The sequence below is a fragment of the Limnohabitans sp. 63ED37-2 genome, from assembly GCF_001412535.1.
In the GTDB taxonomy this organism is placed as follows: domain Bacteria; phylum Pseudomonadota; class Gammaproteobacteria; order Burkholderiales; family Burkholderiaceae_C; genus Limnohabitans_A.
On the sequence record NZ_CP011774.1, the window covers coordinates 2562806 to 2583445 of the forward strand.

Sequence of the window (20640 nt, forward strand, 5' to 3'; positions counted from 1 at the left end):
CAAACCGGTCAGACAGGCGCTTGGAGCACGCCCTTGACCAAATGCAATTGCCGGTCGCAACGCGCCGCCAAGGCCTGGTCGTGCGTGACCACCACAAAGGCAGTGCCGCGCTCGCGGGCCAGTTGCAGCATCAGCGCAAACACGCCGTCGGCGGTTTCGCGGTCCAGGTTGCCCGTGGGCTCATCGGCCAGCACGCAGGCCGGGTCGTTGACCAAGGCGCGGGCCAGGGCCACACGCTGGCGCTCCCCGCCCGACAGCTCTGAAGGCCTGTGGTGCAGGCGATCGCCTAAGCCCACACGCTGCAACCAGCCACTGGCCACGGCCGCGGCTTCGGCGCGGTCTTGGCGGCGAATCCACAGCGGCATGGCCACATTGTCCAGGGCGCTGAACTCGGGCAGCAAATGGTGGAACTGGTAAACAAAACCCAAGTAGCGATTGCGCCACTGGCCTTGAGCGGTCGCACTCAGGGCCGACAGCAACTGGCCCTTCAATTGCACCGAACCTTGGCTTGGGGCGTCCAGGCCGCCGAGCAAATGCAGCAAGGTGCTCTTGCCCGAGCCCGACGCGCCCACGATGGCGAGTGTCTCGCCCGCATGCACGGCCAGGTCCACGCCTTGCAGCACCGTCACATCCAGGCGCCCTTCGGAAAAGCGCTTGGTCAGGCCTTGGGCCTGCAGCACCACGTGGTTTTTCGTGTCATTCATAGCGCAAGGCCTCCGCCGGGTTGACCTGGCTGGCACGCCAGCTGGGGTAGAGCGTGGCCACGAAAGCCAAGACCAAAGAAATGATGGCCACGGGCAGGATGTCGCTGGCCAGCGGCTCGCTGGGCATGCGGCTGATCAGGTAAATGTCACGCGGCAAAAAGCTGGCGTTGAACAGCGTCTCCAGCGCGGGCACGATCACATCGATGTTGAAGGCCACGAGCAAGCCTAGCAACAAGCCGCTCATCGTGCCGATCACGCCCACCGTCGCGCCCTGCACCACAAAAATGCCCATGATGCTGCGCGGGCTGGCGCCCAGCGTGCGCAGGATCGCGATGTCGGCGCGTTTGTCGGTCACCGTCATCACCAGCGTGCTGACCAGATTGAAAGCCGCCACCGCCACGATGAGCGTGAGGATGATGAACATCATGCGTTTTTCAACCTGTACCGCTGCAAACCAGGTCTTGTTTTGTTGCGTCCAGTCGCGCACAAAAAACGCGGGGCCCAGGTCCAGTTGCAGGTCCCGCGCCACCTCGCGTGCCTGGTGCAGGTCGCGCAGCTTCAGGCGCACGCCGCTTGGGCCTTCCAGCCGAAACATGCGGGCAGCGTCCTCCACATGCATCAGCGCCAGCGCCGAGTCGTATTCGTAGTGGCCCGACGAAAAGGTGCCCACCACGCCCATTTGCTTCATGCGTGGCACCACACCCGCGGGGGTCACCTGACCCGAGGGGGAAACCAGGGTCACCGGGTCGCCACTTTGCAAACCCAGGTTGTTGGCCAGGTCACGGCCCAGCACCAGGCTGAATTCGCCCGGCTGCAGGCGCTGCAGCACCCCGGCTTGGGTCTCGTTCGACAAATCGCTGACCTCGGGCTCCAGCGCCGGGTCGATCCCGCGCACCAGCACGCCCTTCATGTCCTCGCCCCGCGCCAGCAAGGCCTGCGCGGTGATGAAGGGAGCTGCACCCAACACCTGGGGGTGCGCCTTCAGCCGACTCAGCAAGCCGGGCATATCGGTCACCGCGGCAGCGTCCACGGCATAGACCTCGATGTGCGACACCACACCCAGCATGCGGTCGCGCACCTCTTTTTGAAAACCGTTCATCACACTCAGCACGATGATGAGTGCGGCCACCCCCAGGCCAATGCCCATCATGGACACCCCCGAAATGAAGGAGATGAAGCCATTGCGCCGGGTGGCACGGCCTGCGCGGGTGTAGCGCCAGCCCAGCACCAGCTCGTAGGGAATGTTCTTGAAAAAAGCCATAAGCCGCTATTGTGACGAATCGGTCAAGGCCACCGCCCGGCGCACAGGCACAAAGCCTGAGCACAGACAGCCCACCCAGTGTTTTCACTTAAAAAGTCGCAATGGAGACCTTTTGAAGCCACCAAGGCGTCTGAAATCCAAGAACCCCGCCGGATGGGGCAAGCCACAAAAAAGGAGACACGACCATGAACACCCACATTTGCACCCTGAGCGCTCTGGCCGGTGCCGCCTTGCTCAGCGCCTGCCAAACCGTTCCGTTGAAGACCGCCACACCCCCCACCTCACCCGAAGTGGTGGGTGAATTTCGCAAGGGCACAGGCTATCTGAACGGTTACATCGATCGCAAGGAACTGCCCGACAGCCTGGCCCTGGTGCCGCCACCGCCCGCCCCCGGATCGGCCCGCCATGCAGCCGATCTACAGCTGCACCAGCAAACGCGTGCCCTGCGCAACACACCACGCTGGGAATACGCCTTCAAGGACGTGAACCTGAAGTTTCCCGAAGCGGCTGGGGTGTTCTCTTGCGCACTGGACATGCCGATTTCGCAAGAGGCCACGCCCCACCTGAACATGCTGCTGCGCCGCAGCTTGATTGACGCGGGCTTTGCCACTTACAAAGCCAAAGACCACTACCAGCGCAAGCGTCCCTTTGCCGAGCTGGGTGAAACCACCTGCTCACCCAAGGAAGAGGCCCACCTGTCCAAGGACGGCTCTTACCCCTCGGGCCACGCCGCACTGGGCTGGGGCTGGGGTTTGATCCTGGCAGGCTTGGCCCCTGACAAGGCCAACGCCTTGCTCCAACGCGGCCACGCCTTTGGCGACAGCCGCATGGTGTGTGGCGTGCACTGGCAAAGTGACCTGGAAGCTGGGCGGGTGGTGGGCGCAGCCGCTGTGGCCCGTTTGCAGGCCGACCCGGTGTTTCAGGCCCAGGCCCAACTGGCCAAAGCCGAAATCGACGCCGCCCGAGCCAGGGGCCTGAAGTCTGACCGCAAAGACTGCGCTGCTGAAGCTGATGCACTGAAACGTTGAGCTTTGAACGTTGAGCGTTCAAATTCCAACACCCCAAACCAAGGCTTCACCTACCACACCCCCCAGCCCATCGCATGGGGCCTGCGACAATCAGGCCCCATGCACCTGATCATTCCTTATGCGGCCAGCCAAGCCTTCTCCGGCCCCGAGGTCTGGGCCGGTTGGCAGCTGCCCTATTTGCAAGCCCTGCTGAGCCTGCTGCAGCGCCAGCAGGTCCTGCAAGACGCTGGCCCCACAGCACTGCACCTGCCCCACGAACGCCTGCAAGCCCAAGCCTTGGGCTGGCCGCTGGACGCTCCCACCCTGCCTTGGGCTGCGTGGCACCAGGCGCAACAAGGCCAGCAGAGCGCCGCGCCCCAAGCCTGGATGACGCCCTGCCACTGGCAGGTCGGCATGGACCAGGTGGTGATGGCCGACCCCGCGCATTTGCGCTTGAGCGACGATGAATCGCAGCAACTGCTGCAAGCCATGCAACCGTTTTTGCAAGAAGACGGCTTGCAAGTGACTTGGCACAGCGCCTTGCGCTGGCACGCCCAAGGCGCGATGCTGGCCGACCTGCCCACCGCCTCGCTCGACCGGGTGATTGGCCAAAACGTGAAAGACTGGATGCCCCAGCACCCTGCGGCGCGGCCACTGCAACGCTTGCAAAGCGAGATGCAGATGCTGCTCTACAACCACCCAGTGAACGACGCCCGCGACGCCCGCAGACAACACACGGTCAATGCCTTTTGGCTGCACGGTGCGGGCTCGCTGCCTGCCGCTGCCGCACCCATGAACGGGACGATGACCGTGCCGGACGCCCTCCGGTCCAGCGCTTTGCATGGGGATGTGCCAGCTTGGCGGCAAGCTTGGCAGCAGCTCGATGCAACGGCCGTGGCCGATTTGGTACAACACGTCAAAGCCACGGGCCAAGGCCAGCTTAGCCTGTGCAGCGAACACACCGCCCACACCTACACAGCCGCGCCCGCCGCCTGGCACCAGCGCATCCACCGACTGTTCAAGCAACCTTCCACTGAAGCGGCCTTGCAAGCCCTCATCACTTCCTGCCCCCCCTGAATCACGCCATGAATTTGCTCACCCGAGATGTGCCCCCCCGCAGCGCCTGGGCGCTGGAACAAGCGGGCGTCCACCCCCTGCTGGCCCGCCTGTATGCGGCGCGTGGCGTACTGTCCAAAGACGAACTCGATGACGCGCTGAACCTGCTGCTGCCCCCGGCGGGCATGTTGGGGACGCAAGAAGCAGCCAAGTTGCTGGCCGATGCCATGGCGCACAACAAGCGCCTGTGCATCGTGGCCGATTACGACTGCGACGGCGCCACCGCTTGCGCCGTGGGTGTGCGTGGCCTGCGCATGCTGGGGGCAAACAATGTGAGCTACCTGGTGCCCGACCGCGTGGTCGACGGCTATGGCCTGACCCCACCCATTGCCGAGCGGGTGCACGCACAAGGCGCGGATGTGCTGATCACCGTGGATAACGGCATCGCCAGCGTAGCGGGCGTTCAGGCCGCGCAGGCCCTGGGCCTGCAGGTGCTGGTCACCGACCACCATTTGCCTGGGAGTGAGTTGCCCAGCGCCGAAGTCATCGTCAACCCCAACCAGCCCGGCTGCAGCTTCACCAGCAAATCCATCGCGGGTGTGGGTGTGATGTTTTACGTGCTGCTGGCCCTGCGGGCCGAGCTGCGCCAGCGCGGCGTGTTTGACGCGAGCAACCAACCGCGCTTGGACGCTTTACTGCCGCTGGTCGCTTTGGGCACGGTGGCCGATGTGGTCAAGCTCGACCCCAACAACCGCCGCCTGGTGGCGCAGGGCCTGCGCCGCGTGCGGGCCGGGGCCATGCCGCCGGGCATGGCCGCGCTGATGCGTGCCGCCAGCCGCGAAACCGCCAAGGCCACCACTTTTGACTTTGGTTTTGCCTTGGGGCCACGCATCAACGCGGCAGGCCGCTTGGCCGACATGACACTGGGCATCGAATGCTTGCTGACCGACGACACAGGCCGCGCCGACGAGCTGGCGCGGCAGCTGGACGCGATCAACCGCGAGCGCCGCGTGATCGAGGGTGACATGCGCGAGATGGCGATGGAGATGGCCGAGTCGCTGTTTGACGAAGGCGACGAGCCGCCGCCCGCCATTTGTGTGTTCGACCCGGATTTTCACGAAGGCGTGGTCGGCATCGTGGCCTCGCGCATCAAGGACAAATTGCACCGCCCCACCTTTGTGTTCGCGGCCAGCAGCGCCCCGGGCAAGGAGCATGAACTCAAAGGCTCAGGCCGCTCCATCGCAGGCTTTCATTTGCGTGACGCGCTTGATTTGGTGGCCAAACGCACCCCGGGCGTGTTGCTGCGTTTTGGTGGCCACGCCATGGCAGCGGGCTGCACGATTGCCGAAGAGCACCTGGATGTGTTTGAAGAAACGCTGAACCAAGTGGCCCTGGAATGGCTGGACGCGGCCACGCTACAACGCCGTCTGGAAACCGATGGGCCGCTGCCCGCCGAATACCGCCGGGTGGATTTGGTGGAGATGCTGCACCACGAAGTCTGGGGCCAGGGATTTGCACCGCCCGTGTTTTGCGAAGAGATCGAAATCGTGTCGCAACGCTTGGTGGGCGAGAAACACCTGTCACTCAAGATGAAGCACCAAGGCCAGCCGGTCGAGGGCATCTGGTTTGGCCGCACCGAGCCTTTGCCATCACGCGTCAAATTGGCCTACCGGCTGGATGCCGACGAGTGGCAGGGCCAAAAGCGGGTGCGCTTTTTGGTGGAGGGCGCTGAGCTTTAAATCCCCAATGGCTCAATGTTTGGTCGCGACCTTGCCCTGCAAGGCATTGAGCACCGGTGCAGACACCAAGCCCGACACATCGCCGCCCAGCTTGGCAATTTCTCGCACCAAGGTGCTGCTGATGTGCTGCACAGGGGCGCTGGTGTGCAAAAACACGGTGTCCACTTCCGGGGCCAGGTGGCGGTTCATGCCGGACATCTGGGTTTCGTAGTCGTAATCGGTCACCGAGCGCAGGCCGCGCACGATCACCTGGGCGTTTTGCGCTCGCACAAATTCCACGATCAAACCGTCAAAAGGCAGCGCCTTCACATTCGGGCAATCGGCCAGCGCGGCTTGCACCAAGGCCACACGCTCGTCCAGACTGAACAAAGTGTTTTTGTGGTGCGCCCGAGCCACCGCGATGACGACCTGGTCAAACATTTTTGCGGCGCGGCGGATGGCGTCTTCATGCCCCAGCGTCAACGGGTCAAAGGTGCCCGAATAAACGGCTGTGACAACAGCGTTCACAGCGGTGTTGGCAGATCGGCTCATGGCGTGTCTCCTTCAGTAGGTATGACGGTCGGGGTGGGCACAGGTTCGAGACTGGTGCGTTGCAGCAAATGTGCGTGCACCGCACCCGCCTTGAGGTGGCGCTCGCACTGCAAGCCCAAAACCCCCAGCGCCTCGGCAGGCCAGGCCACAGGCGCTTCCAGGTAAATCCAGCCACCGACAGGCACGGCCCGGGTGGCCGCCTTGAGGGCCGGTTCAAACCAGGGGCCATCGAAGGGCGGGTCGATGAAGACCAGGTCCACACTGCCCGCGGGCAAACGGCCCAGAGCGCTCACTGCGTCGCCACGCTGCACGCTGACCGCGTCGGCCTTGAGGCGGGTGACGTTGTCCTGCAGCAGCTGCACCAACACAGCGTCCTGCTCGACCAACAGCACATGGGCAGCACCGCGCGAAGCGGCCTCCAGCCCTAGCACACCCGTGCCCGCAAACGCGTCCACGCAGCGCCAGCCGCTCAGGTCCTGGCCCAGCCAATTGAACAAGGTCTCGCGCACGCGGTCGGGCGTGGGCCGCAGGCCCGGCTTGTCCAGCACCTTCAGCCGCGTACGCCGCCACTGGCCGCCGATGATGCGCACCTCGTGCGAAGGTTGGCCTTTGGGGGAGCGGGGAGCCGGTTTCTTGGCCGGGGCCGAACGGGCGCTGCCACTGGCACGTGTGGTGCGTGAGGTTTTGGAAGAAGGCATAGGCCGCAAGTGTAAAGCGGCCCTGTGTACCTTTGACCCTGTGGGTGCAGCCCGTGGCCTTGTCGCACCACGCGCATCACCCGACCAGGCGATCTGATCAGGCGGCCTTGGGCTGCGCCCGAGGCCTGCGCCCCATGGGCAAACGCGTCGCACCCGCATAGCGCTGCCAAGCCAGATCATCGTGCCGGATGGCGGGCTGGCGCCCGGTGATCACATCGGCCGTGAGCTGGGCGCTGCCGCAGGCCATGGTCCAGCCCAGGGTGCCGTGCCCGGTGTTCAAAAACAAACCCTGCACCGGGCAAGCTCCCACCACCGGGGTGCTGTCCGGCGTCATCGGGCGCAGCCCGGTCCAGAACTTCGCCTGTGACAGGTCGCCACCCGGGAAGAGGTCCTGCACCACCATCTCCAGGGTCTGGCGGCGGCGCTCGTCGAGCGACAGGTCGTGGCCCACCAGCCCCGCCATGCCGCCTACGCGGATGCGTTGGTCAAAGCGGGTGATGGCGACTTTGTAGGTTTCATCGAGCACCGTGGACTCGGGGGCACGCGAGGCGTCGACCAAGGGCAATGTGAGTGAATAGCCTTTGACCGGGTAGACCGGCAAATCCATGCCCCAAGGCAGCAGCAAGTCCCGGGACTGCACGCCCAGCGCCAGCACCACTCGGTCTGCCGCCACATGGCGCAGGGGCTGATCGCCCGCCTGGACCCAGGCGCCATGCACCCGACCCCCTTGCACATCGAGTGAGGCGATGTTCTGCCCCCACTCGAAGCGCACGCCTGCGGCCTCGGCCATAGCGGCCAAACGGGTGGTGAACAGGTGGCAGTCCCCGGTTTCGTCGTCCGGCAAGCGCAGGCCACCTGCCAGCCTTGGCAATGCATCGGCCAAGCCAGGCTCCACACCCGTGAGTTGCTCGCGGCCGAGCAACTCAAAAGGCACGCCGCAGTCGCGCAGCACGTCAATGTCTTTTTGTGCCGCGTCCAGCTGGGCATGGGTGCGGAACAGCTGCAAAGTGCCGCCTTGGCGCTCTTCATAACTCAGGCCCGTGTCGGCCCGCAGCTGACGCAGCACATCGCGGCTGTAGCTGGACAGGCGCATCATGCGTTCCTTGTTGACGGCGTAGTCGGCCGCATTGCACTGGGCCAACATGCTCAGCAACCAGCGCCACTGGAACGCGCTGCCGTCGGGGCGCAGGCTCAAGGGCGCGTGTTTTTGGAACAGCCATTTGAGCGCTTTCAGGGGAATGCCCGGGGCCGCCCAGGGGGTGGAGTAGCCGGGCGAGACCTGCCCGGCGTTGGCAAAACTGGTCTCCAGGGCGGGGCCGCTTTGGCGGTCGATCACGGTGACCTCGGCCCCGGCGCGGGCCAAAAAATAAGCGGTGGTGGTGCCAATGACACCGGAACCCAAAACAAGGACTTTCATGGATCTGACCTCTCATTTGTGCAATGAAGTGGATTCTAGAAATCGCTTATCAGTGAATTTCATTGAAAATATCGCCAATACCAGTGAAATCCAACCCCCAAGGTACTCTCAGTAAAGGCTACGCAGTGAAATGACCGAACTTGACCGCATCGATCTGAAAATCCTGGACGCCCTGCAGGCCCAAGGCCGCCTGAGCATGACCGAGCTGGCCGAGCGGGTGGGCCTGTCGGCCTCGCCCTGCACCGAGCGGGTGCGCCGCATGGAACGCGAAGGCGTGATCACCGGCTACCACGCGCACCTGCACCCTCAGGCGCTGGGGCGCACACTGCTGGTCTTTGTGGAGATACGGCTGTCCAGCAAATCAGACGAGGTGTTTGAAAAAGTGCGTGCCGCGATGCAGGCCTTGCCCGAGGTGATGGAGTGCCACCTGGTGTCGGGCAGTTTTGACTACCTGATCAAGGCCCGCCTGAAGGGCATGAGCGATTACCGCAGCTTGCTGGGCAAATTGCTCAAGAACATCCCGGTGCCCGCCGAGTCACACAGCTATGTGGTGATGGAAGAGGTCAAGGAAAGCATGCAGCTGGCCCTGAGCCGGGCTTGAGCTGGCTGGCTCAGCAGCCAGATCTGCCCATGGCCTGGCTGTCAAGGCGCAGCGCCCACCACCACCGTCACCATGCGCTCGGGCTGAAGCACCCGGGCCATGGCGCGTTGCACATCGGCCACGGTCACGCGCTCTATGTGGCGCGTCCAGTTGCTCAGATAGTCCAGCGGCAACCGGTTCCAGGCGATGTTGGCCACGTTGTCCAACAACTTACGGTTGCTGTCGATGCGCAGCGCAAAGCCGCCCACCAGATTGGATTTGGCCGCGGTCAGTTCGGCTTCGGTTGGGCCCTGGCGAACAAAGTCTTGCACCACCTCTTGAGCCACCGCCACGGCTTGTTTGGCCTGGTCAGGCCGTGTTTGCAGCCCCACCATGAAGGCCCCGGCATGCAGGCCCGGTGCAAAAGCGCTGTAAACGCTGTAGCTCAGGCCGCGTTTTTCGCGCACCTGCTCGGTCAGGCGCGAGACAAAACCGCCCCCACCCAAAATGTGGTTGCCCACCAGCAGGGCAAAAAAGTCGGGGTCGGTGCGCTTGTAGCCGGGCTGGCCGATCAGCACATGGGCCTGGGCCGAGTCAAAGGGCAGGTTCAGGCTTTGTGCGGCGCCCAGTGGTGCCACTTCGGGCACAGGCGGCAAGCTGGGGCAACCTGACTCGCGGGGCCATTGCGCCAGCAGACGCTGCACCAAGTCGTCCGCCTGCGCCCGGGTCAAAGCACCCACCACACTGACTGTGGCGCGGCAAGCCCGCAAGGCTTGTGCGTGCAGGTTTTTCAGGTCTTGCACGTTGATGCGCGAGAGGGTGTCAGGCGTCGCCCGATAACCATAGGGGTGCACGCCATACACAGCCTCGGAAAAGCGGTGTTGCACCACGGTACCGGGCTTGGTGAGTGATTCGCGGATGGAGGCACTGATGCGTTCGCGGTCGCGCAACCACATGGCTTCGGGGAAAGCCGGGTGGGCCATTTGCCGCGCAGCCAGAGCCACGGCTTTGGCCAGCAGGTCAGGGTAGCTCAAGCTGCGCAGGCCAAAACTCATGCGGTCACCGCTCGCACTGGCCCCAAAGCTGGCGCCCAGGTCGGCCCAGGCTTCACCGATCTGGTTTTCGTCCATGGCTTGGGGGTAAGGGCCTGGGCCCTGCCCTTGCACTTGGGGTTCGGCACGGGTGCCGTTGGCCATTTGACCGGCCATGATCGAGGCCAGGCCCGCCTGCGCAGCCGGATCACGGCGACTGCCCGCGTCGATGTCGATCTGCACATCCACCATGGGGATGGCGTGGCTCTCCACCAAATAAACCCGTACACCACTGGGCTGGGTCCAGTGCTGAATGGGCAAGGAAGCCTGCGCCCAGCTGGCCGAGGCCCAACAGGCCAGTGCCAAGGCCGTGCGCCGCCAAGCGAGAGCGTTCAAAGAAGTCATCAGGGACATGGGGTGTTGGACTTTCATGACGAGGCGCTTGAAGGGCGATCAATGGCGCGCGCCGGGCAAGGCGCGACGCGCCCGGGGCTGGCCCGACAAAGGCTGAGGCCGCAATATGGCCACGGTGAGGCTGTCGTCACCAAAATACTTTTGCGCCACTGCCTGCACCTGAGCGGGCGTGACCTGTCGCAACCGGGCGATCAGCTGCGCCCCGTAGTCCGGCGGCAAGCCCAGCGTCCAGGCCACGCCCAGCTCGCGGGCTTGGTTGAAGACCGAGTCGAGTTTGTAGATTTCGCTGGCCACCCATTGGGTTTTGACGCGCTGCAGCTCGGCCTCGTTCACGCCTTCAGTGGCCACGCGCTGCACCTGCGCCCGCAAGGCCGCTTCCAGGGCTTCAGGGGTTTGGCCTTTGGCGGGCACACCTTCCAGATAGAAGAACTGCGGCCCACGGCCCATGAGGCCGTTGTAAGCACCCGCGCTGTCGGCCAGGCGGTTTTCGCCTTGGGTCAGGGCACGGTCCAGACGGGCACCGCTGTAACCGTCGAGCACAGCCGCCAGCACCGTCAGGGCCAAGGCATCGTCGTGCTCGGGCGAGGCCGCGAGGCTCGCCAAACGCGGCACCTTGAAGGCCAAGGCCACATACGACTGCTCGGCCGGGGCTTTGAATTCAAAGCGGCGCAGGCCTTGCTGCGCGGGCTCTTCCCGGGGTTTGCGCTCCGGCACGGCGCGGGCGGGGATGACGCCGTAGTATTTTTCAGCCAGCGCTTTGACTTGCAGGGGGTCGACATCGCCTGCCACCACCACCACCGCGTTGGCCGGGCTGTACCACTTGCGGTAAAAGTCGCGGGCATCTTGCGCCGTCATGGCCTCCAGGTCGCTCATCCAGCCGACGATGGGGCGGCGGTAGGGCGAGGCCGACAAGGCCGTGGCTGAGAGCATTTCGTGCAACTGGGCGCGGGGGTTGTCTTCGGTGCGCAGGCGGCGTTCTTCTTTCACCACCTCGAGTTCTTTGGCAAATTCGGCGTCGGGCCACTGGTTGTTGGCAAAACGGTCTGACTCCAGACGCATCACGACTTCAAGTTGGTTCGACGGAATTTGCTGGAAATAGCCTGTGTAGTCCTTGGCGGTGAAGGCGTTTTCGCGCCCACCCAAAGCGGCCACGCGACGCGAAAACTCGCCCGGTGCCAACGTGGGCGTGCCCTTGAACAACATGTGCTCAAGCACATGGGCCACGCCGCTGGTGCCGTCCACCTCGTCCATGGAGCCCACACGCAGCCACACCATGTGCACCGCAGTGGGGGCGCGGCGGTCGGGTTTGACCCACACACCCATGCCATTGGCCAAGGTGAAGGTGTGGACCTGAGCCACGCTGGCCACTGGGGCCTGGCCTGAGGTCTGGGGTGCCGCCTGGCCTTGTGGGGCCTGCGCCGAGGCGCTCAAGCTACTGGCCAACAGGGCTGTGGCCAAAGAAAGTCCCAATAGAAAGTTCGGTTTCATAGAATGCATGATCCTTGAAATCCACGCCATGTTCAGTTTCTTCAAAAAAAAATCCCCACCTGCTGAGGTCCCATCGGCCCCAGCGGCAGCCTCACCTGCTGTTTCGCCAACTGTTTCAGCACCCTTGGCCGCACAGGCACCCGCGCCTGCCAGCACCCCCACATCGGCTGCACTGAGCGCTGCAGAAGCAACAGCAAGTGCCCCCGCAACACGCCAAGGCTGGCTCGACCGCCTCAAAGCTGGATTGCGCAAGACCGGCGCCAGCATCACCACCGTTTTCACCGGCACACGCATCGACGACGAGCTCTATGAAGAGCTAGAAACCGCGCTGCTGGTGGCCGACACCGGGGTGAAAGCCACCGAGCACTTGCTGCAAGACCTCAAGCGCCGCGTGAAAGACAGCAAGGCCACAGACCCTTCACAAGTCAAAACCCTGCTGGCCGATGCCATCACCGACTTGCTGCAACCCCTGCAAAAGCCCCTGAGCATTGGCGACCACCACCCCACGGTGATCATGGTGGCGGGCGTCAACGGCGCGGGCAAAACCACCTCGATTGGCAAACTGACCAAGCACCTGGCCGACGAAGGCCTGAGCGTGCTGCTGGCTGCAGCCGACACCTTCCGTGCTGCTGCCAAAGAGCAGCTCGCCGTTTGGGCCACCCGCAACACGGTCGAGATCATCAGCCAGCAAGGCGGCGACCCGGCCGCTGTGAGCTTTGACGCTGTGAGCGCCGGCCGCGCCCGAGGTCGTGATGTGGTGCTGGTGGACACAGCAGGCCGCTTGCCCACCCAAACGCACCTGATGGAAGAGCTGAAAAAAATCAAGCGTGTGGTGCAAAAGGCCGACGGCACTGCCCCCCACGAAGTTCTGCTGGTGATCGATGGCAACACCGGGCAAAACGCACTGGCCCAGGTCAAAGCCTTTGACGACACGCTGGGCCTGACGGGCCTGATCGTGACCAAGCTGGACGGCACTGCCAAGGGTGGCGTGCTGTGTGCCATTGCCCGCGAAAAGCCGATTCCGGTTTACTTCATTGGCGTGGGCGAGAAGCTAGAAGACTTGGAAACCTTCAATGCCCGTGAGTTTGCCCAGGCCCTGTTGAACTGACCCACCGAAACTGCGCCGTTTCCCAGTGCACAGACCTGCCGACGCCCTGCCCGCAAAATGCGGGAAAACCCTGAAGCCAACGGCCCCTTGATGCCGCTGATTAGCACTCCTCCCAAGAGAGTGCTAATATTGGGGTATTCTGAAAGGAGTTCTGGTATGAACATTCAAACTGGTTCCCCCGCCACAGCCCTCGCGCTGAGCAACCCCTGGGCGGTTGTGCCCTCGCTCGGCCACCTGGACGCCTACATTTCTGCGGTCAACCGCATGCCCATGCTCACTCTCGAGGAAGAGCAAGAGGCCGCCCGCCAACTCAAAGCCAACGACGACCTGGAAGCCGCCCGAAAGCTGGTGCTTTCGCACTTGCGCTTGGTGGTTTCGGTGTCGCGCCAGTACCTGGGCTACGGCCTGCCGCACGGCGACCTGATCCAGGAAGGCAATGTGGGCCTGATGAAAGCCGTCAAGCGCTTCGACCCCGATCAAGGCGTGCGCCTGGTCAGCTATGCGCTGCACTGGATCAAGGCCGAGATCCACGAGTACATCCTGAAAAACTGGCGCATGGTCAAGGTGGCCACCACCAAGGCCCAGCGCAAGCTGTTTTTCAACCTGCGCTCGATGAAGCAAGGCTACAAAGCAGATGCCGACGAAGGCACCCACCGCGACACGCTGACGCCCGACCAAGTCGACTCGATGGCCAACAGCCTGAACGTCAAGCGCGAGGAAGTGTGTGAGATGGAAATGCGCATGTCCGGCGGCGATGTGTTGCTGGACCCGGCCCCATCGGACGATGGCGAGCAGGCCTTTGGCCCCATCGCTTACCTGGCCGATGTGAACCACGAACCCACTGCCATGATCGAAGCGCACCAGCGCGATGTGATGGCCAGCGATGGCTTGGCCAGCGCCCTGAGCGTGCTGGACGACCGCAGTCGCCGCATCGTGGAAGAGCGCTGGCTCAAGGTCAACGACAACGGCTCGGGCGGCATGACGCTGCACGACCTGGCCGACGAATACGGCGTGAGCGCCGAGCGCATCCGCCAAATCGAAGTGGCGGCCATGAAGAAAATGAAAAAGGCGCTGGTCGAGTTCGCTTGACCACCCGGCCCAAGGGCCATCCTGATTTCGGATACCCGGCCCAGGCCGGGTATTTTTTCGCATGCTGTACGCTAAAGTCACGGCAGTTTTGTTTTGAAAGGCTCCGCCGTGACCACTCCTACCCCCACTGGTTTTTCTCGTCGCCATGTGGCCCAAGCCCTTGGCGCTGCTTTGGCTTTGGGACTGACGCCCGCCTGGAGCGCCAACGCCTCGGCCCCTTGGCCCACCCAAACCGTGCGACTGGTGGTCGGTTTCCCCGCCGGCTCCAGCCCCGACCTGACGGCCCGCGCCTTGGCCGAACCCCTGGCCAAAGCGCTGGGGCAAAACGTGATCGTTGAAAACAAAGTGGGCGCAGGCGGCAACATCGCCGCGGACTTCGTGGCCAAGTCCACCGACGGCCACACCCTGGGCCTGATGATCAACGGCAACATGACGATTGCCCGCATCCTGAACCCCAAGGTGCCTTACGACCCGCTCAAAGACCTCGCGCCCATCAGCCTGATCGGCAAAGCGCCCTTGGTGTTGGCTATTCCCGCGTCAGGTCCCGGAGTGGTGCCTGGCCAAACCGCAGCCGAGTGGCTGAGCCAGGCCCAAAAGGCAGGTGACAAGCTCAGTTACGCATCGCCCGGTGTCGGCACTGTGGCGCACCTGGGCATGGAGTTGCTCAAAACCAAAGCCGGCATTGCCCCGGTGCATGTGCCCTACCCCGGCAACCCGCAAATCATCACTGCCATGCTGGGGGGTCAGGTGCAACTGGCTTTGTTGCCACCGGCCATGGCGGCCGCCCAAGTGCGCGGGGGCAAACTGCGGGCCATCGGGGCTTCGAGCACTGGGCGCAGCCCGGTGGCTGCCGAGGTGCCCAGCCTCAGTGAGATCGGGGTGAAGGATTACCAGTTGGAGATCTGGAACGCGGTGGCCGCCCCCGCCTCGATGCCAGCGGCGGTGGCCAGCAAGTTGTCGGCCATGGTCAGCGACATCGTGCGGGCACCGGAGATGCGTGCGCGTTTGTTCCAGCAGGGCTGGCAAGTGGTGGGCTCCTCGCCTGAAGGCTTGCGCAACCGGATTGAGTCCGACACCAAAGCGCTGGGCGACATCATCCGCAGCCAAAAAATCGAGGTGAATTGACGGGCCGAAATCGGGCCTTGAAGCGGCGCGTGCAGCCCCGGGCCCTGTGGCCCGGACTCACTTGCCGCTGAGCAAGATCTTCACGTCGGCGGCCAGCGCCTCGGCCCCACTGGCGTGACGGTTGTACAGGCGAATGCGGCCTTGCGGGTCAAAGGTGAAGCTGCCCGCCGAGTGGTCCATGGTGTAGCTGGTGGGGGTTTTGCCTTCGACCTTTTTGTAATAGATCTTGAAGTCTTTGGTCACCTTGGGCAGCTGCTCGGCGGTGGGGCGCAAGGCCACAAAGTCCGGCCCAAAATTGGCCATGTAGGCCTTGAGCAATTCGGGCGTGTCGCGCTCGGGATCCACGGTGATGAAAACACCTTGCAGCTTGGCCCCATCGGCGCCCAAGAGTTGCTTGGCCTGCGCCATTTCCTGCAAGGCCGTGGGGCAGACATCGGGGCATTGGGTGAAACCAAAAAACACCACGACGGCCTTGCCCGCAAAGTCCTTGAGGGTGCGCACCTGACCGTTTTGGTCACTCAGCTCCCAGCCCTGCGCATAGTCGGCACCCGTGATGTCCACAGCGCGGAAAGCGGGTTTGTCTTGGCCACAGCCACTCAATCCCCACACCGCACCCGCCAAACCCAAGGCCAAAGCTATTCTCATCCAATCTCTGCGTTGCATCATGCCCTGGGCCTCAAAAAATGTAATGATCGAGCAGCAAAGCGGCAAACAAGGCGCTCAGGTGGATCAAGGAAAAACGGAAGGTCTTACGGGCCAGTTCGTCCGAGTATTCGCGGTACAAAGCCACCGCGTAACCAATGAAGCCGATGCTCAGCACCACCGCTGCCGCCAAGTACAACCAGGAACTCATGCCATACACAAAGGGCATCAAGCACGAAGCCATCAGCACGAAGGTGTAGAGCAGAATTTGCAAGCGCGTGAATTCGTTGCCGTGTGTCACGGGCAACATGGGCAAACCCGACTTGCGGTAGTCCTCGACCCGGTAGAGCGCCAGCGCCCAGAAATGCGGTGGCGTCCACAGAAAAATGATCAGGAACAAGATCAAGGCTTCCGGCCCCACCTGACCGGTCATGGCGGCCCAACCCAGCACTGGCGGCATGGCCCCGCTGGCGCCGCCGATCACGATGTTTTGGGGCGTGAGCGGTTTCAAGATCACGGTGTAGATGATGGCGTAGCCCACAAAGGTGGCAAAGGTGAGCCACATGGTCAGCGGGTTGACCAGCACATAGAGCACCGCCGAGCCCAAGGCGCAGAGCACGGCTGAAAACAGCAAGGCCTGTTGGTCACTGAGCTCGCCCTTGGCGGTGGGTCGCCAGGCGGTGCGCTTCATTTTGGCGTCGATGGTTTTTTCGACCAGGCAATTGAAGGCCGCCGCCGCGCCCGCCACCAGCCAGATGCCGATACAAGCCCACAGGCCCAGCTTCAGCTCGGCCCAACTGGGCACACCGGGCACGGCCAGCACCATACCGATCAGGGCACAAAAAACGATCAGTTGAACCACGCGCGGTTTGGTCAGCGCGTAGTACTGTTGCCAGGCATTCAGGGGCAAACGGGCGGTGGCGACGGTCATGCGGCGAGCTTTTCGGATAGGGGGGAAGGCCCTGAATTATCAGCCCGGCTGACACTCAAGGCCCAGGTCAGGGTCAAGGCCATGGCAGCGGCGCCACCCGTGTGCATCACAGCCGCCAACAAAGGCCAGCCCAACACCACATTGCTCAGGCCCGTGGCGAACTGCAAAGCACACAGGCCCAGCAACCAACGGCCTGCCACGGCCAAGCCGGGCTGCTGGCGCAAACGCCAGCCCAGCCACAGCAGCACCGCCAACACCAGCCAGGCGGCCGAGCGGTGCACAAAATGGATGGACACCAGCGATGCAAAAGGCAGCAACTCGCCGTTGGGGGTGTGGCCCAACTCGCGCCAGATGCTGAAGCCTTGCCAATTCATCTCGGGCACCCACTGCCCGTGGCAGGTGGGAAAGTCGGGGCAAGCCAACACCGCGTAATTGGTGCTGACCCAGCCTCCCAAGGCAATTTGCAAACACAGCAGCACAAAGCCCGCCCACAAACCGAGGCGCAACACCGAAGGCAAGGGCCGCGAGCCTGCGCCGTCATAACGCACGGCTTGTGCCATCAACAAGACCAACAAACCAATGCCGCCCATCAGGTGCAAGGTGACAATGGCTGGAAACAGTTTCATGGTCACCGTGAGGGCCCCAAAAGCCCCTTGCATGCAGACCCACACCAAGGTCAAGGTGGGCAACCAGGGGCTGACCTCTCGGCTTTGGCTGCGCAGCCACCAGGTCAGTGCGGCCAAGGTCAAAATCAAGACACCCACCCCGGTGGCCAGATAGCGGTGCACCATCTCGATCCAGGCCTTGCTCTTGGTGACCGGCCCGGTGGGCATGGCGGTTTCTGCCGCCTTGATTTCGGCTTTGGCACCGATTGGGGTGGCGCTGCCGTAGCAACCCGGCCAGTCGGGACAGCCCAAGCCGGAATCGGTCAAGCGCGTGAAGGCTCCAAACAGCACCAGATCAAAGGTCAGGAACAAGGTGATCAGGGTCAGGGCCTTGAGTCGGCCCGAGGGCGAGGCCCTGCGCTGCTGCCAAAGCCACCAGCCCAAGGGCAAGGCCGCCACGGCCAAGCCCACGGCCATGAGCTCCAAAATGGGCTCGAGGTTGTACAGGTCCACTTCGGTCATGGCTCAGCGTCCCGCCTGGTCCCAGGACGAAGAGGCTTTGAGCAATCGGTCCAGATCGCGTTTGGCTTTGGAGGCGCCGGATACATCCATGTTGGCCGGGAAACGCATCATGAAGTTGCCCATGGGGTCGATCACATACAAGTGGTCCTGCAACTGCTGCCCCGGGGCTGGGGTGATCCAACTTTGCACCGTGGTCGCATCAAGTCGCAGCACATGGGCCATGTTCAAAGCGGGCAAGAGACCGGGGGCGACAGGCGCATCGTCACTGACCAACCAGACGCGGTCGAGGCGGTCCTTTTCACGCCCCAAAATTTCACGCAACTGCCGCTGGAAATACAGGTTTTGCTGACAACGCTCTTCGCACTGGCCCGAGGCCACGGTCACGAGCAACCACTGCCCTTTGAGGCTGGCCAGTGGGACCTCTTGGCCCTGCAGATTTTTGGCACTGGTTTGGGGCATGTCTTTTTGCGGCTGGATCAGCTCGCCATAGACACGACGGCCTTCGGGGCGGATGACGTAGTAGGTCAGGTAAGAGGCAATCACCGGGGAAGCGCAGATCAGCAACATGGCGATCATTTTCCAGCGGCCCATGCGGGTGCGTTGGGCATCGGCCTGCACCACCGTCGCCGGGCTGGGCATGTCGTGCACCGTCATGGCCAGGGGGCTGTCAGGCAGGTCGTTTTTGGCGGCGGGGTTGGACAATTTGGAACCAGACATAAAGTAAAGCGATCAGGCCACTCAGGCCAAACCATTGAAAAGCGTAACCATGGTGCTTTTCGACACCACTGGCCACCACAGGCCATTCGCGCAGCAGACCTTCAGAGGGGCCGCCCGACTGCAGCAAGGTGACTTCGAGCACTTTCAAACCCGTTTCTTGCCGATAAGTCGTCAGGTCGAGATTTTGCCGTATCGACCCCGTCTCAGCCCCACCGAAGTCGTAGAGCCTTGAAGGCCATGGGGCCAAATGGCCTTGTACCTCGACCACGTCTGGAGATGTCTCCACGGGTGGCAAGGCGGTCCGGTCGGTGAAGGAGCGCTGCGCCCAACCCCGTTGCACCACCAACACCTCTCCCGTTTCTTCGATCTGGATGGGGGTCAACACAAAAAATCCGGGTTTGGCATTCATTTGGCGGTTGTCCAGATACACCGTGAATTGGGGCAACCAGCGCCCGGTGACCACCACCCGTCGGTGCATCAACTCACTCCTTTGGGCCACGTCTTCAGACCCGCGCCTGAGGGTTTTGCCGTCCAGTGCTTCTTTGGCCGCCTGCTGCGTCCGCGCATCTTGCAAAGCGGTTTTTTCACTTGCGCGACCAAGTTGCCACAAGCCCAGTGAAAAGGTGATGGCCACGCCGATGGCTGCACCTGCGAGCACCATCCATCTTTTCCAGTGAAGGGGTTTGTCAGTCATTGGATAATGTGTCCATGAAAATCCTCGTTGCCATCGCGTTTCTTGCCATTTTGGTCAGTTTGGGCTCGGCCCTGATGTACATGATGCGAGGCAGCGCCCCACCCGCTGAGGGCCAATCACCTAAAAAAGGCAATATGGCCACCGCGTTGGCTTTCCGAGTCGGCTTTTCTATTGTCCTCTTCATCTGTGTGTTGCTGGCCTGGAAAATGGGCTGGATCCAGCCCACCGGCATTCCCCCTGGCGCTTGATTTTTTCTGCGCTTTGTCTGCGGCCCAACTCTTGGGAACAGGGCATGGACGCCAGATTCTGATCCCAACAAAAAAGCGCCCAAAGGCGCTTTTTTGTTGTGCCATTGGCAGGGTTACATCCAGTACACCAGGATGTACAGACCCAACCACACCACGTCCACGAAGTGCCAATACCAAGCAGCACCTTCGAAGCCGAAGTGGCGGTCTTTGGTGAAGTGGCCTTTTTGCAAACGCAAGGTGATGAACAAGAGCATCAACATGCCGACAAACACGTGGAAACCGTGGAAACCAGTGAGCATGTAGAAGGTGGAGCCATAAATGCCGGACGACAATTTGAGGTTCAAATCACCCCAAGCGTGGGCGTACTCGTAACCCTGAACGAACAGGAAAACCAAGCCCAAAATCACCGTCATCCACATGAACTTGATGGTTTTGCTGCGGTCACCCACCTGGATGGCGTGGTGTGCGATGGTCAATGTCACGCCTGAGGTCAGCAGCAAGGCGGTGTTGATGGTGGGCAACCAGAAGGGACCCATGGTCTGGAAGGGCTCCACAATGCCAGCAGGAGAAGTGGTGGCACCTGCCACCATGCTGGGCCATGCGGCTTTGAAGTCCGGCCAGAGCAAGGCGTTTTCAAGGCTACCAAGTGCAGGAATCGAATGTGAACGTGCCCACCACAATGCGGTGAAGAAAGCACCGAAGAACATCACCTCCGAGAAGATGAACCAGGTCATGCTCCAGCGGTAGGACAGGTCGATCTTGCGGCCGTACATGCCGGTCTCGCTTTCGTGAATGGCTTCAGAGAACCACTGGTACAAAACGATCAACCACCAAGCCAGGCCGAAGAACAGGCAATACATGCCCCATTCGACGCCGTTGATCCACTGGCCTGCGCCCAGGATGACGAAGAACAAGCCAATGGCCGACATGACCGGGTGGCGTGACTCGTGCGGTACGAAGTAATAAGGCGTGCTGCCGTGTGCTGCTGAACTCATGGAAACTCCTGCTCTCTCTTCTATCTAAATCTTCTGTT

Annotated in this window: 21 protein-coding genes; 8 read left to right on the top strand and 13 right to left on the bottom strand. The window is 62.6% G+C overall.

Going from position 1 to position 20640, the window contains the following annotated elements; all coding sequences use genetic code 11:
* Window positions 1-8: 8 nt before the first annotated feature.
* A complete protein-coding gene (gene lolD, locus L63ED372_RS11955; RefSeq protein ID WP_062406149.1) occupies window positions 9-704 on the bottom strand; it encodes a lipoprotein-releasing ABC transporter ATP-binding protein LolD in 696 nt (231 codons plus the stop codon).
* Window positions 697-1965: a lipoprotein-releasing ABC transporter permease subunit gene (locus L63ED372_RS11960; protein WP_062406150.1), complete on the bottom strand. Its 1269-nt coding sequence runs from the start codon at window positions 1963-1965 to the stop codon at window positions 697-699. The genes lolD and L63ED372_RS11960 overlap by 8 nt, the downstream gene beginning before the upstream one ends.
* A gap of 185 nt (window positions 1966-2150) precedes the next feature.
* On the opposite strand from L63ED372_RS11960, the gene L63ED372_RS11965 reads away from it, so the two are divergent.
* The 3 genes from L63ED372_RS11965 (at window position 2151) to recJ (ending at window position 5767) form a co-directional block, all read left to right on the top strand.
* The gene (locus tag L63ED372_RS11965) at window positions 2151-2993 is read left to right on the top strand and encodes an acid phosphatase (RefSeq protein ID WP_062406151.1); all 843 of its coding nucleotides are present in this window, start codon (window positions 2151-2153) and stop codon (window positions 2991-2993) included.
* 99 nt (window positions 2994-3092) lie between these two features.
* Window positions 3093-4049, top strand: coding sequence for a hypothetical protein (locus L63ED372_RS11970; protein WP_062408052.1), 957 nt, complete (start codon window positions 3093-3095; stop codon window positions 4047-4049).
* An 8-nt stretch (window positions 4050-4057) separates the two neighbouring features.
* Window positions 4058-5767: a single-stranded-DNA-specific exonuclease RecJ gene (gene recJ, locus L63ED372_RS11975; protein ID WP_062406152.1), complete on the top strand. Its 1710-nt coding sequence runs from the start codon at window positions 4058-4060 to the stop codon at window positions 5765-5767.
* A gap of 12 nt (window positions 5768-5779) precedes the next feature.
* Here the strand turns inward: recJ and coaD are convergent, their stop codons facing one another.
* The 3 genes from coaD to L63ED372_RS11990 all read right to left on the bottom strand — a co-directional run bounded on the left by coaD (window position 5780) and on the right by L63ED372_RS11990 (window position 8413).
* A complete protein-coding gene (coaD, locus tag L63ED372_RS11980) occupies window positions 5780-6298 on the bottom strand; it encodes a pantetheine-phosphate adenylyltransferase (protein ID WP_062406153.1) in 519 nt (172 codons plus the stop codon).
* The gene (gene rsmD / locus L63ED372_RS11985) at window positions 6295-6996 is read right to left on the bottom strand and encodes a 16S rRNA (guanine(966)-N(2))-methyltransferase RsmD (protein ID WP_062406154.1); all 702 of its coding nucleotides are present in this window, start codon (window positions 6994-6996) and stop codon (window positions 6295-6297) included. Before rsmD ends, coaD begins: the two co-directional genes overlap by 4 nt.
* Before the next feature lie 97 nt (window positions 6997-7093).
* A complete protein-coding gene (locus L63ED372_RS11990; protein WP_062406155.1) occupies window positions 7094-8413 on the bottom strand; it encodes a D-amino acid dehydrogenase in 1320 nt (439 codons plus the stop codon).
* Between the two features lie 130 nt (window positions 8414-8543).
* Between L63ED372_RS11990 and L63ED372_RS11995 the strand changes: the two genes are divergently transcribed.
* Complete coding sequence (locus tag L63ED372_RS11995; RefSeq protein WP_062406156.1) at window positions 8544-9014, top strand: winged helix-turn-helix transcriptional regulator; 471 nt, start codon at window positions 8544-8546, stop codon at window positions 9012-9014.
* A gap of 41 nt (window positions 9015-9055) precedes the next feature.
* Here the strand turns inward: L63ED372_RS11995 and L63ED372_RS12000 are convergent, their stop codons facing one another.
* Together L63ED372_RS12000 and L63ED372_RS12005 are read right to left on the bottom strand one after the other, a co-directional pair.
* Window positions 9056-10456, bottom strand: a complete 1401-nt coding sequence (locus L63ED372_RS12000) for a M16 family metallopeptidase (RefSeq protein ID WP_062406157.1) — start codon at window positions 10454-10456, stop codon at window positions 9056-9058.
* A gap of 21 nt (window positions 10457-10477) precedes the next feature.
* Entirely contained in the window at window positions 10478-11926 is a 1449-nt protein-coding gene (locus L63ED372_RS12005; protein ID WP_062406158.1) for a M16 family metallopeptidase, read from the bottom strand.
* Between the two features lie 28 nt (window positions 11927-11954).
* On the opposite strand from L63ED372_RS12005, the gene ftsY reads away from it, so the two are divergent.
* The 3 genes from ftsY to L63ED372_RS12020 all read left to right on the top strand — a co-directional run bounded on the left by ftsY (window position 11955) and on the right by L63ED372_RS12020 (window position 15248).
* On the top strand, window positions 11955-13034 hold the full coding sequence (ftsY, locus tag L63ED372_RS12010; RefSeq protein WP_062408055.1) for a signal recognition particle-docking protein FtsY: 1080 nt from the start codon (window positions 11955-11957) through the stop codon (window positions 13032-13034).
* 156 nt (window positions 13035-13190) lie between these two features.
* Window positions 13191-14123, top strand: coding sequence for an RNA polymerase sigma factor RpoH (gene rpoH / locus L63ED372_RS12015; RefSeq protein ID WP_062406159.1), 933 nt, complete (start codon window positions 13191-13193; stop codon window positions 14121-14123).
* Between the two features lie 108 nt (window positions 14124-14231).
* Window positions 14232-15248, top strand: a complete 1017-nt coding sequence (locus tag L63ED372_RS12020; protein WP_062408057.1) for a Bug family tripartite tricarboxylate transporter substrate binding protein — start codon at window positions 14232-14234, stop codon at window positions 15246-15248.
* A gap of 57 nt (window positions 15249-15305) precedes the next feature.
* Here the strand turns inward: L63ED372_RS12020 and L63ED372_RS12025 are convergent, their stop codons facing one another.
* The 5 genes from L63ED372_RS12025 to L63ED372_RS12045 are packed head-to-tail and all read right to left on the bottom strand — an operon-like array spanning window position 15306 to window position 19326.
* Window positions 15306-15893, bottom strand: a complete 588-nt coding sequence (locus tag L63ED372_RS12025) for an SCO family protein (protein ID WP_197275265.1) — start codon at window positions 15891-15893, stop codon at window positions 15306-15308.
* A gap of 31 nt (window positions 15894-15924) precedes the next feature.
* Complete coding sequence (gene cyoE / locus L63ED372_RS12030; RefSeq protein ID WP_062406160.1) at window positions 15925-16821, bottom strand: heme o synthase; 897 nt, start codon at window positions 16819-16821, stop codon at window positions 15925-15927.
* A complete protein-coding gene (locus L63ED372_RS12035; protein ID WP_062406161.1) occupies window positions 16818-17948 on the bottom strand; it encodes a COX15/CtaA family protein in 1131 nt (376 codons plus the stop codon). Before L63ED372_RS12035 ends, cyoE begins: the two co-directional genes overlap by 4 nt.
* A gap of 3 nt (window positions 17949-17951) precedes the next feature.
* Window positions 17952-18665 (bottom strand): SCO family protein, encoded by a 714-nt coding sequence (locus tag L63ED372_RS12040; protein ID WP_062406162.1) that lies wholly within the window; start codon window positions 18663-18665, stop codon window positions 17952-17954.
* Window positions 18616-19326: an SURF1 family protein gene (locus L63ED372_RS12045; RefSeq protein ID WP_335338084.1), complete on the bottom strand. Its 711-nt coding sequence runs from the start codon at window positions 19324-19326 to the stop codon at window positions 18616-18618. The genes L63ED372_RS12040 and L63ED372_RS12045 overlap by 50 nt, the downstream gene beginning before the upstream one ends.
* Window positions 19327-19373: 47 nt before the next feature.
* Here L63ED372_RS12045 and L63ED372_RS12050 point away from each other — a divergent pair, with 47 nt between their 5' ends.
* Window positions 19374-19607, top strand: a complete 234-nt coding sequence (locus tag L63ED372_RS12050) for a twin transmembrane helix small protein (RefSeq protein WP_197275266.1) — start codon at window positions 19374-19376, stop codon at window positions 19605-19607.
* Window positions 19608-19720: 113 nt separating this feature from the next.
* Here the strand turns inward: L63ED372_RS12050 and L63ED372_RS12055 are convergent, their stop codons facing one another.
* Complete coding sequence (locus tag L63ED372_RS12055; protein ID WP_062406165.1) at window positions 19721-20602, bottom strand: cytochrome c oxidase subunit 3; 882 nt, start codon at window positions 20600-20602, stop codon at window positions 19721-19723.
* Between the last annotated feature and the right edge of the window lie 38 nt (window positions 20603-20640).

Excerpts from the sequence above, each read along its gene's own strand:
- lolD (WP_062406149.1), bottom strand. The coding sequence starts at position 704 with ATGAATGACACGAAAAACCACGTGGTGCTGCAGGCCCAAGGCCTGACC.
- L63ED372_RS11960 (WP_062406150.1), bottom strand. The coding sequence starts at position 1,965 with ATGGCTTTTTTCAAGAACATTCCCTACGAGCTGGTGCTGGGCTGGCGC.
- L63ED372_RS11965 (WP_062406151.1), top strand. The coding sequence starts at position 2,151 with ATGAACACCCACATTTGCACCCTGAGCGCTCTGGCCGGTGCCGCCTTG.
- L63ED372_RS11970 (WP_062408052.1), top strand. The coding sequence starts at position 3,093 with ATGCACCTGATCATTCCTTATGCGGCCAGCCAAGCCTTCTCCGGCCCC.
- recJ (WP_062406152.1), top strand. The coding sequence starts at position 4,058 with ATGAATTTGCTCACCCGAGATGTGCCCCCCCGCAGCGCCTGGGCGCTG.
- coaD (WP_062406153.1), bottom strand. The coding sequence starts at position 6,298 with ATGAGCCGATCTGCCAACACCGCTGTGAACGCTGTTGTCACAGCCGTT.
- rsmD (WP_062406154.1), bottom strand. The coding sequence starts at position 6,996 with ATGCCTTCTTCCAAAACCTCACGCACCACACGTGCCAGTGGCAGCGCC.
- L63ED372_RS11990 (WP_062406155.1), bottom strand. The coding sequence starts at position 8,413 with ATGAAAGTCCTTGTTTTGGGTTCCGGTGTCATTGGCACCACCACCGCT.
- L63ED372_RS11995 (WP_062406156.1), top strand. The coding sequence starts at position 8,544 with ATGACCGAACTTGACCGCATCGATCTGAAAATCCTGGACGCCCTGCAG.
- L63ED372_RS12000 (WP_062406157.1), bottom strand. The coding sequence starts at position 10,456 with ATGAAAGTCCAACACCCCATGTCCCTGATGACTTCTTTGAACGCTCTC.
- L63ED372_RS12005 (WP_062406158.1), bottom strand. The coding sequence starts at position 11,926 with ATGAAACCGAACTTTCTATTGGGACTTTCTTTGGCCACAGCCCTGTTG.
- ftsY (WP_062408055.1), top strand. The coding sequence starts at position 11,955 with ATGTTCAGTTTCTTCAAAAAAAAATCCCCACCTGCTGAGGTCCCATCG.
- rpoH (WP_062406159.1), top strand. The coding sequence starts at position 13,191 with ATGAACATTCAAACTGGTTCCCCCGCCACAGCCCTCGCGCTGAGCAAC.
- L63ED372_RS12025 (WP_197275265.1), bottom strand. The coding sequence starts at position 15,893 with ATGAGAATAGCTTTGGCCTTGGGTTTGGCGGGTGCGGTGTGGGGATTG.
- cyoE (WP_062406160.1), bottom strand. The coding sequence starts at position 16,821 with ATGACCGTCGCCACCGCCCGTTTGCCCCTGAATGCCTGGCAACAGTAC.
- L63ED372_RS12035 (WP_062406161.1), bottom strand. The coding sequence starts at position 17,948 with ATGACCGAAGTGGACCTGTACAACCTCGAGCCCATTTTGGAGCTCATG.
- L63ED372_RS12040 (WP_062406162.1), bottom strand. The coding sequence starts at position 18,665 with ATGTCTGGTTCCAAATTGTCCAACCCCGCCGCCAAAAACGACCTGCCT.
- L63ED372_RS12045 (WP_335338084.1), bottom strand. The coding sequence starts at position 19,326 with ATGGTGCTCGCAGGTGCAGCCATCGGCGTGGCCATCACCTTTTCACTG.
- L63ED372_RS12050 (WP_197275266.1), top strand. The coding sequence starts at position 19,374 with ATGAAAATCCTCGTTGCCATCGCGTTTCTTGCCATTTTGGTCAGTTTG.
- L63ED372_RS12055 (WP_062406165.1), bottom strand. The coding sequence starts at position 20,602 with ATGAGTTCAGCAGCACACGGCAGCACGCCTTATTACTTCGTACCGCAC.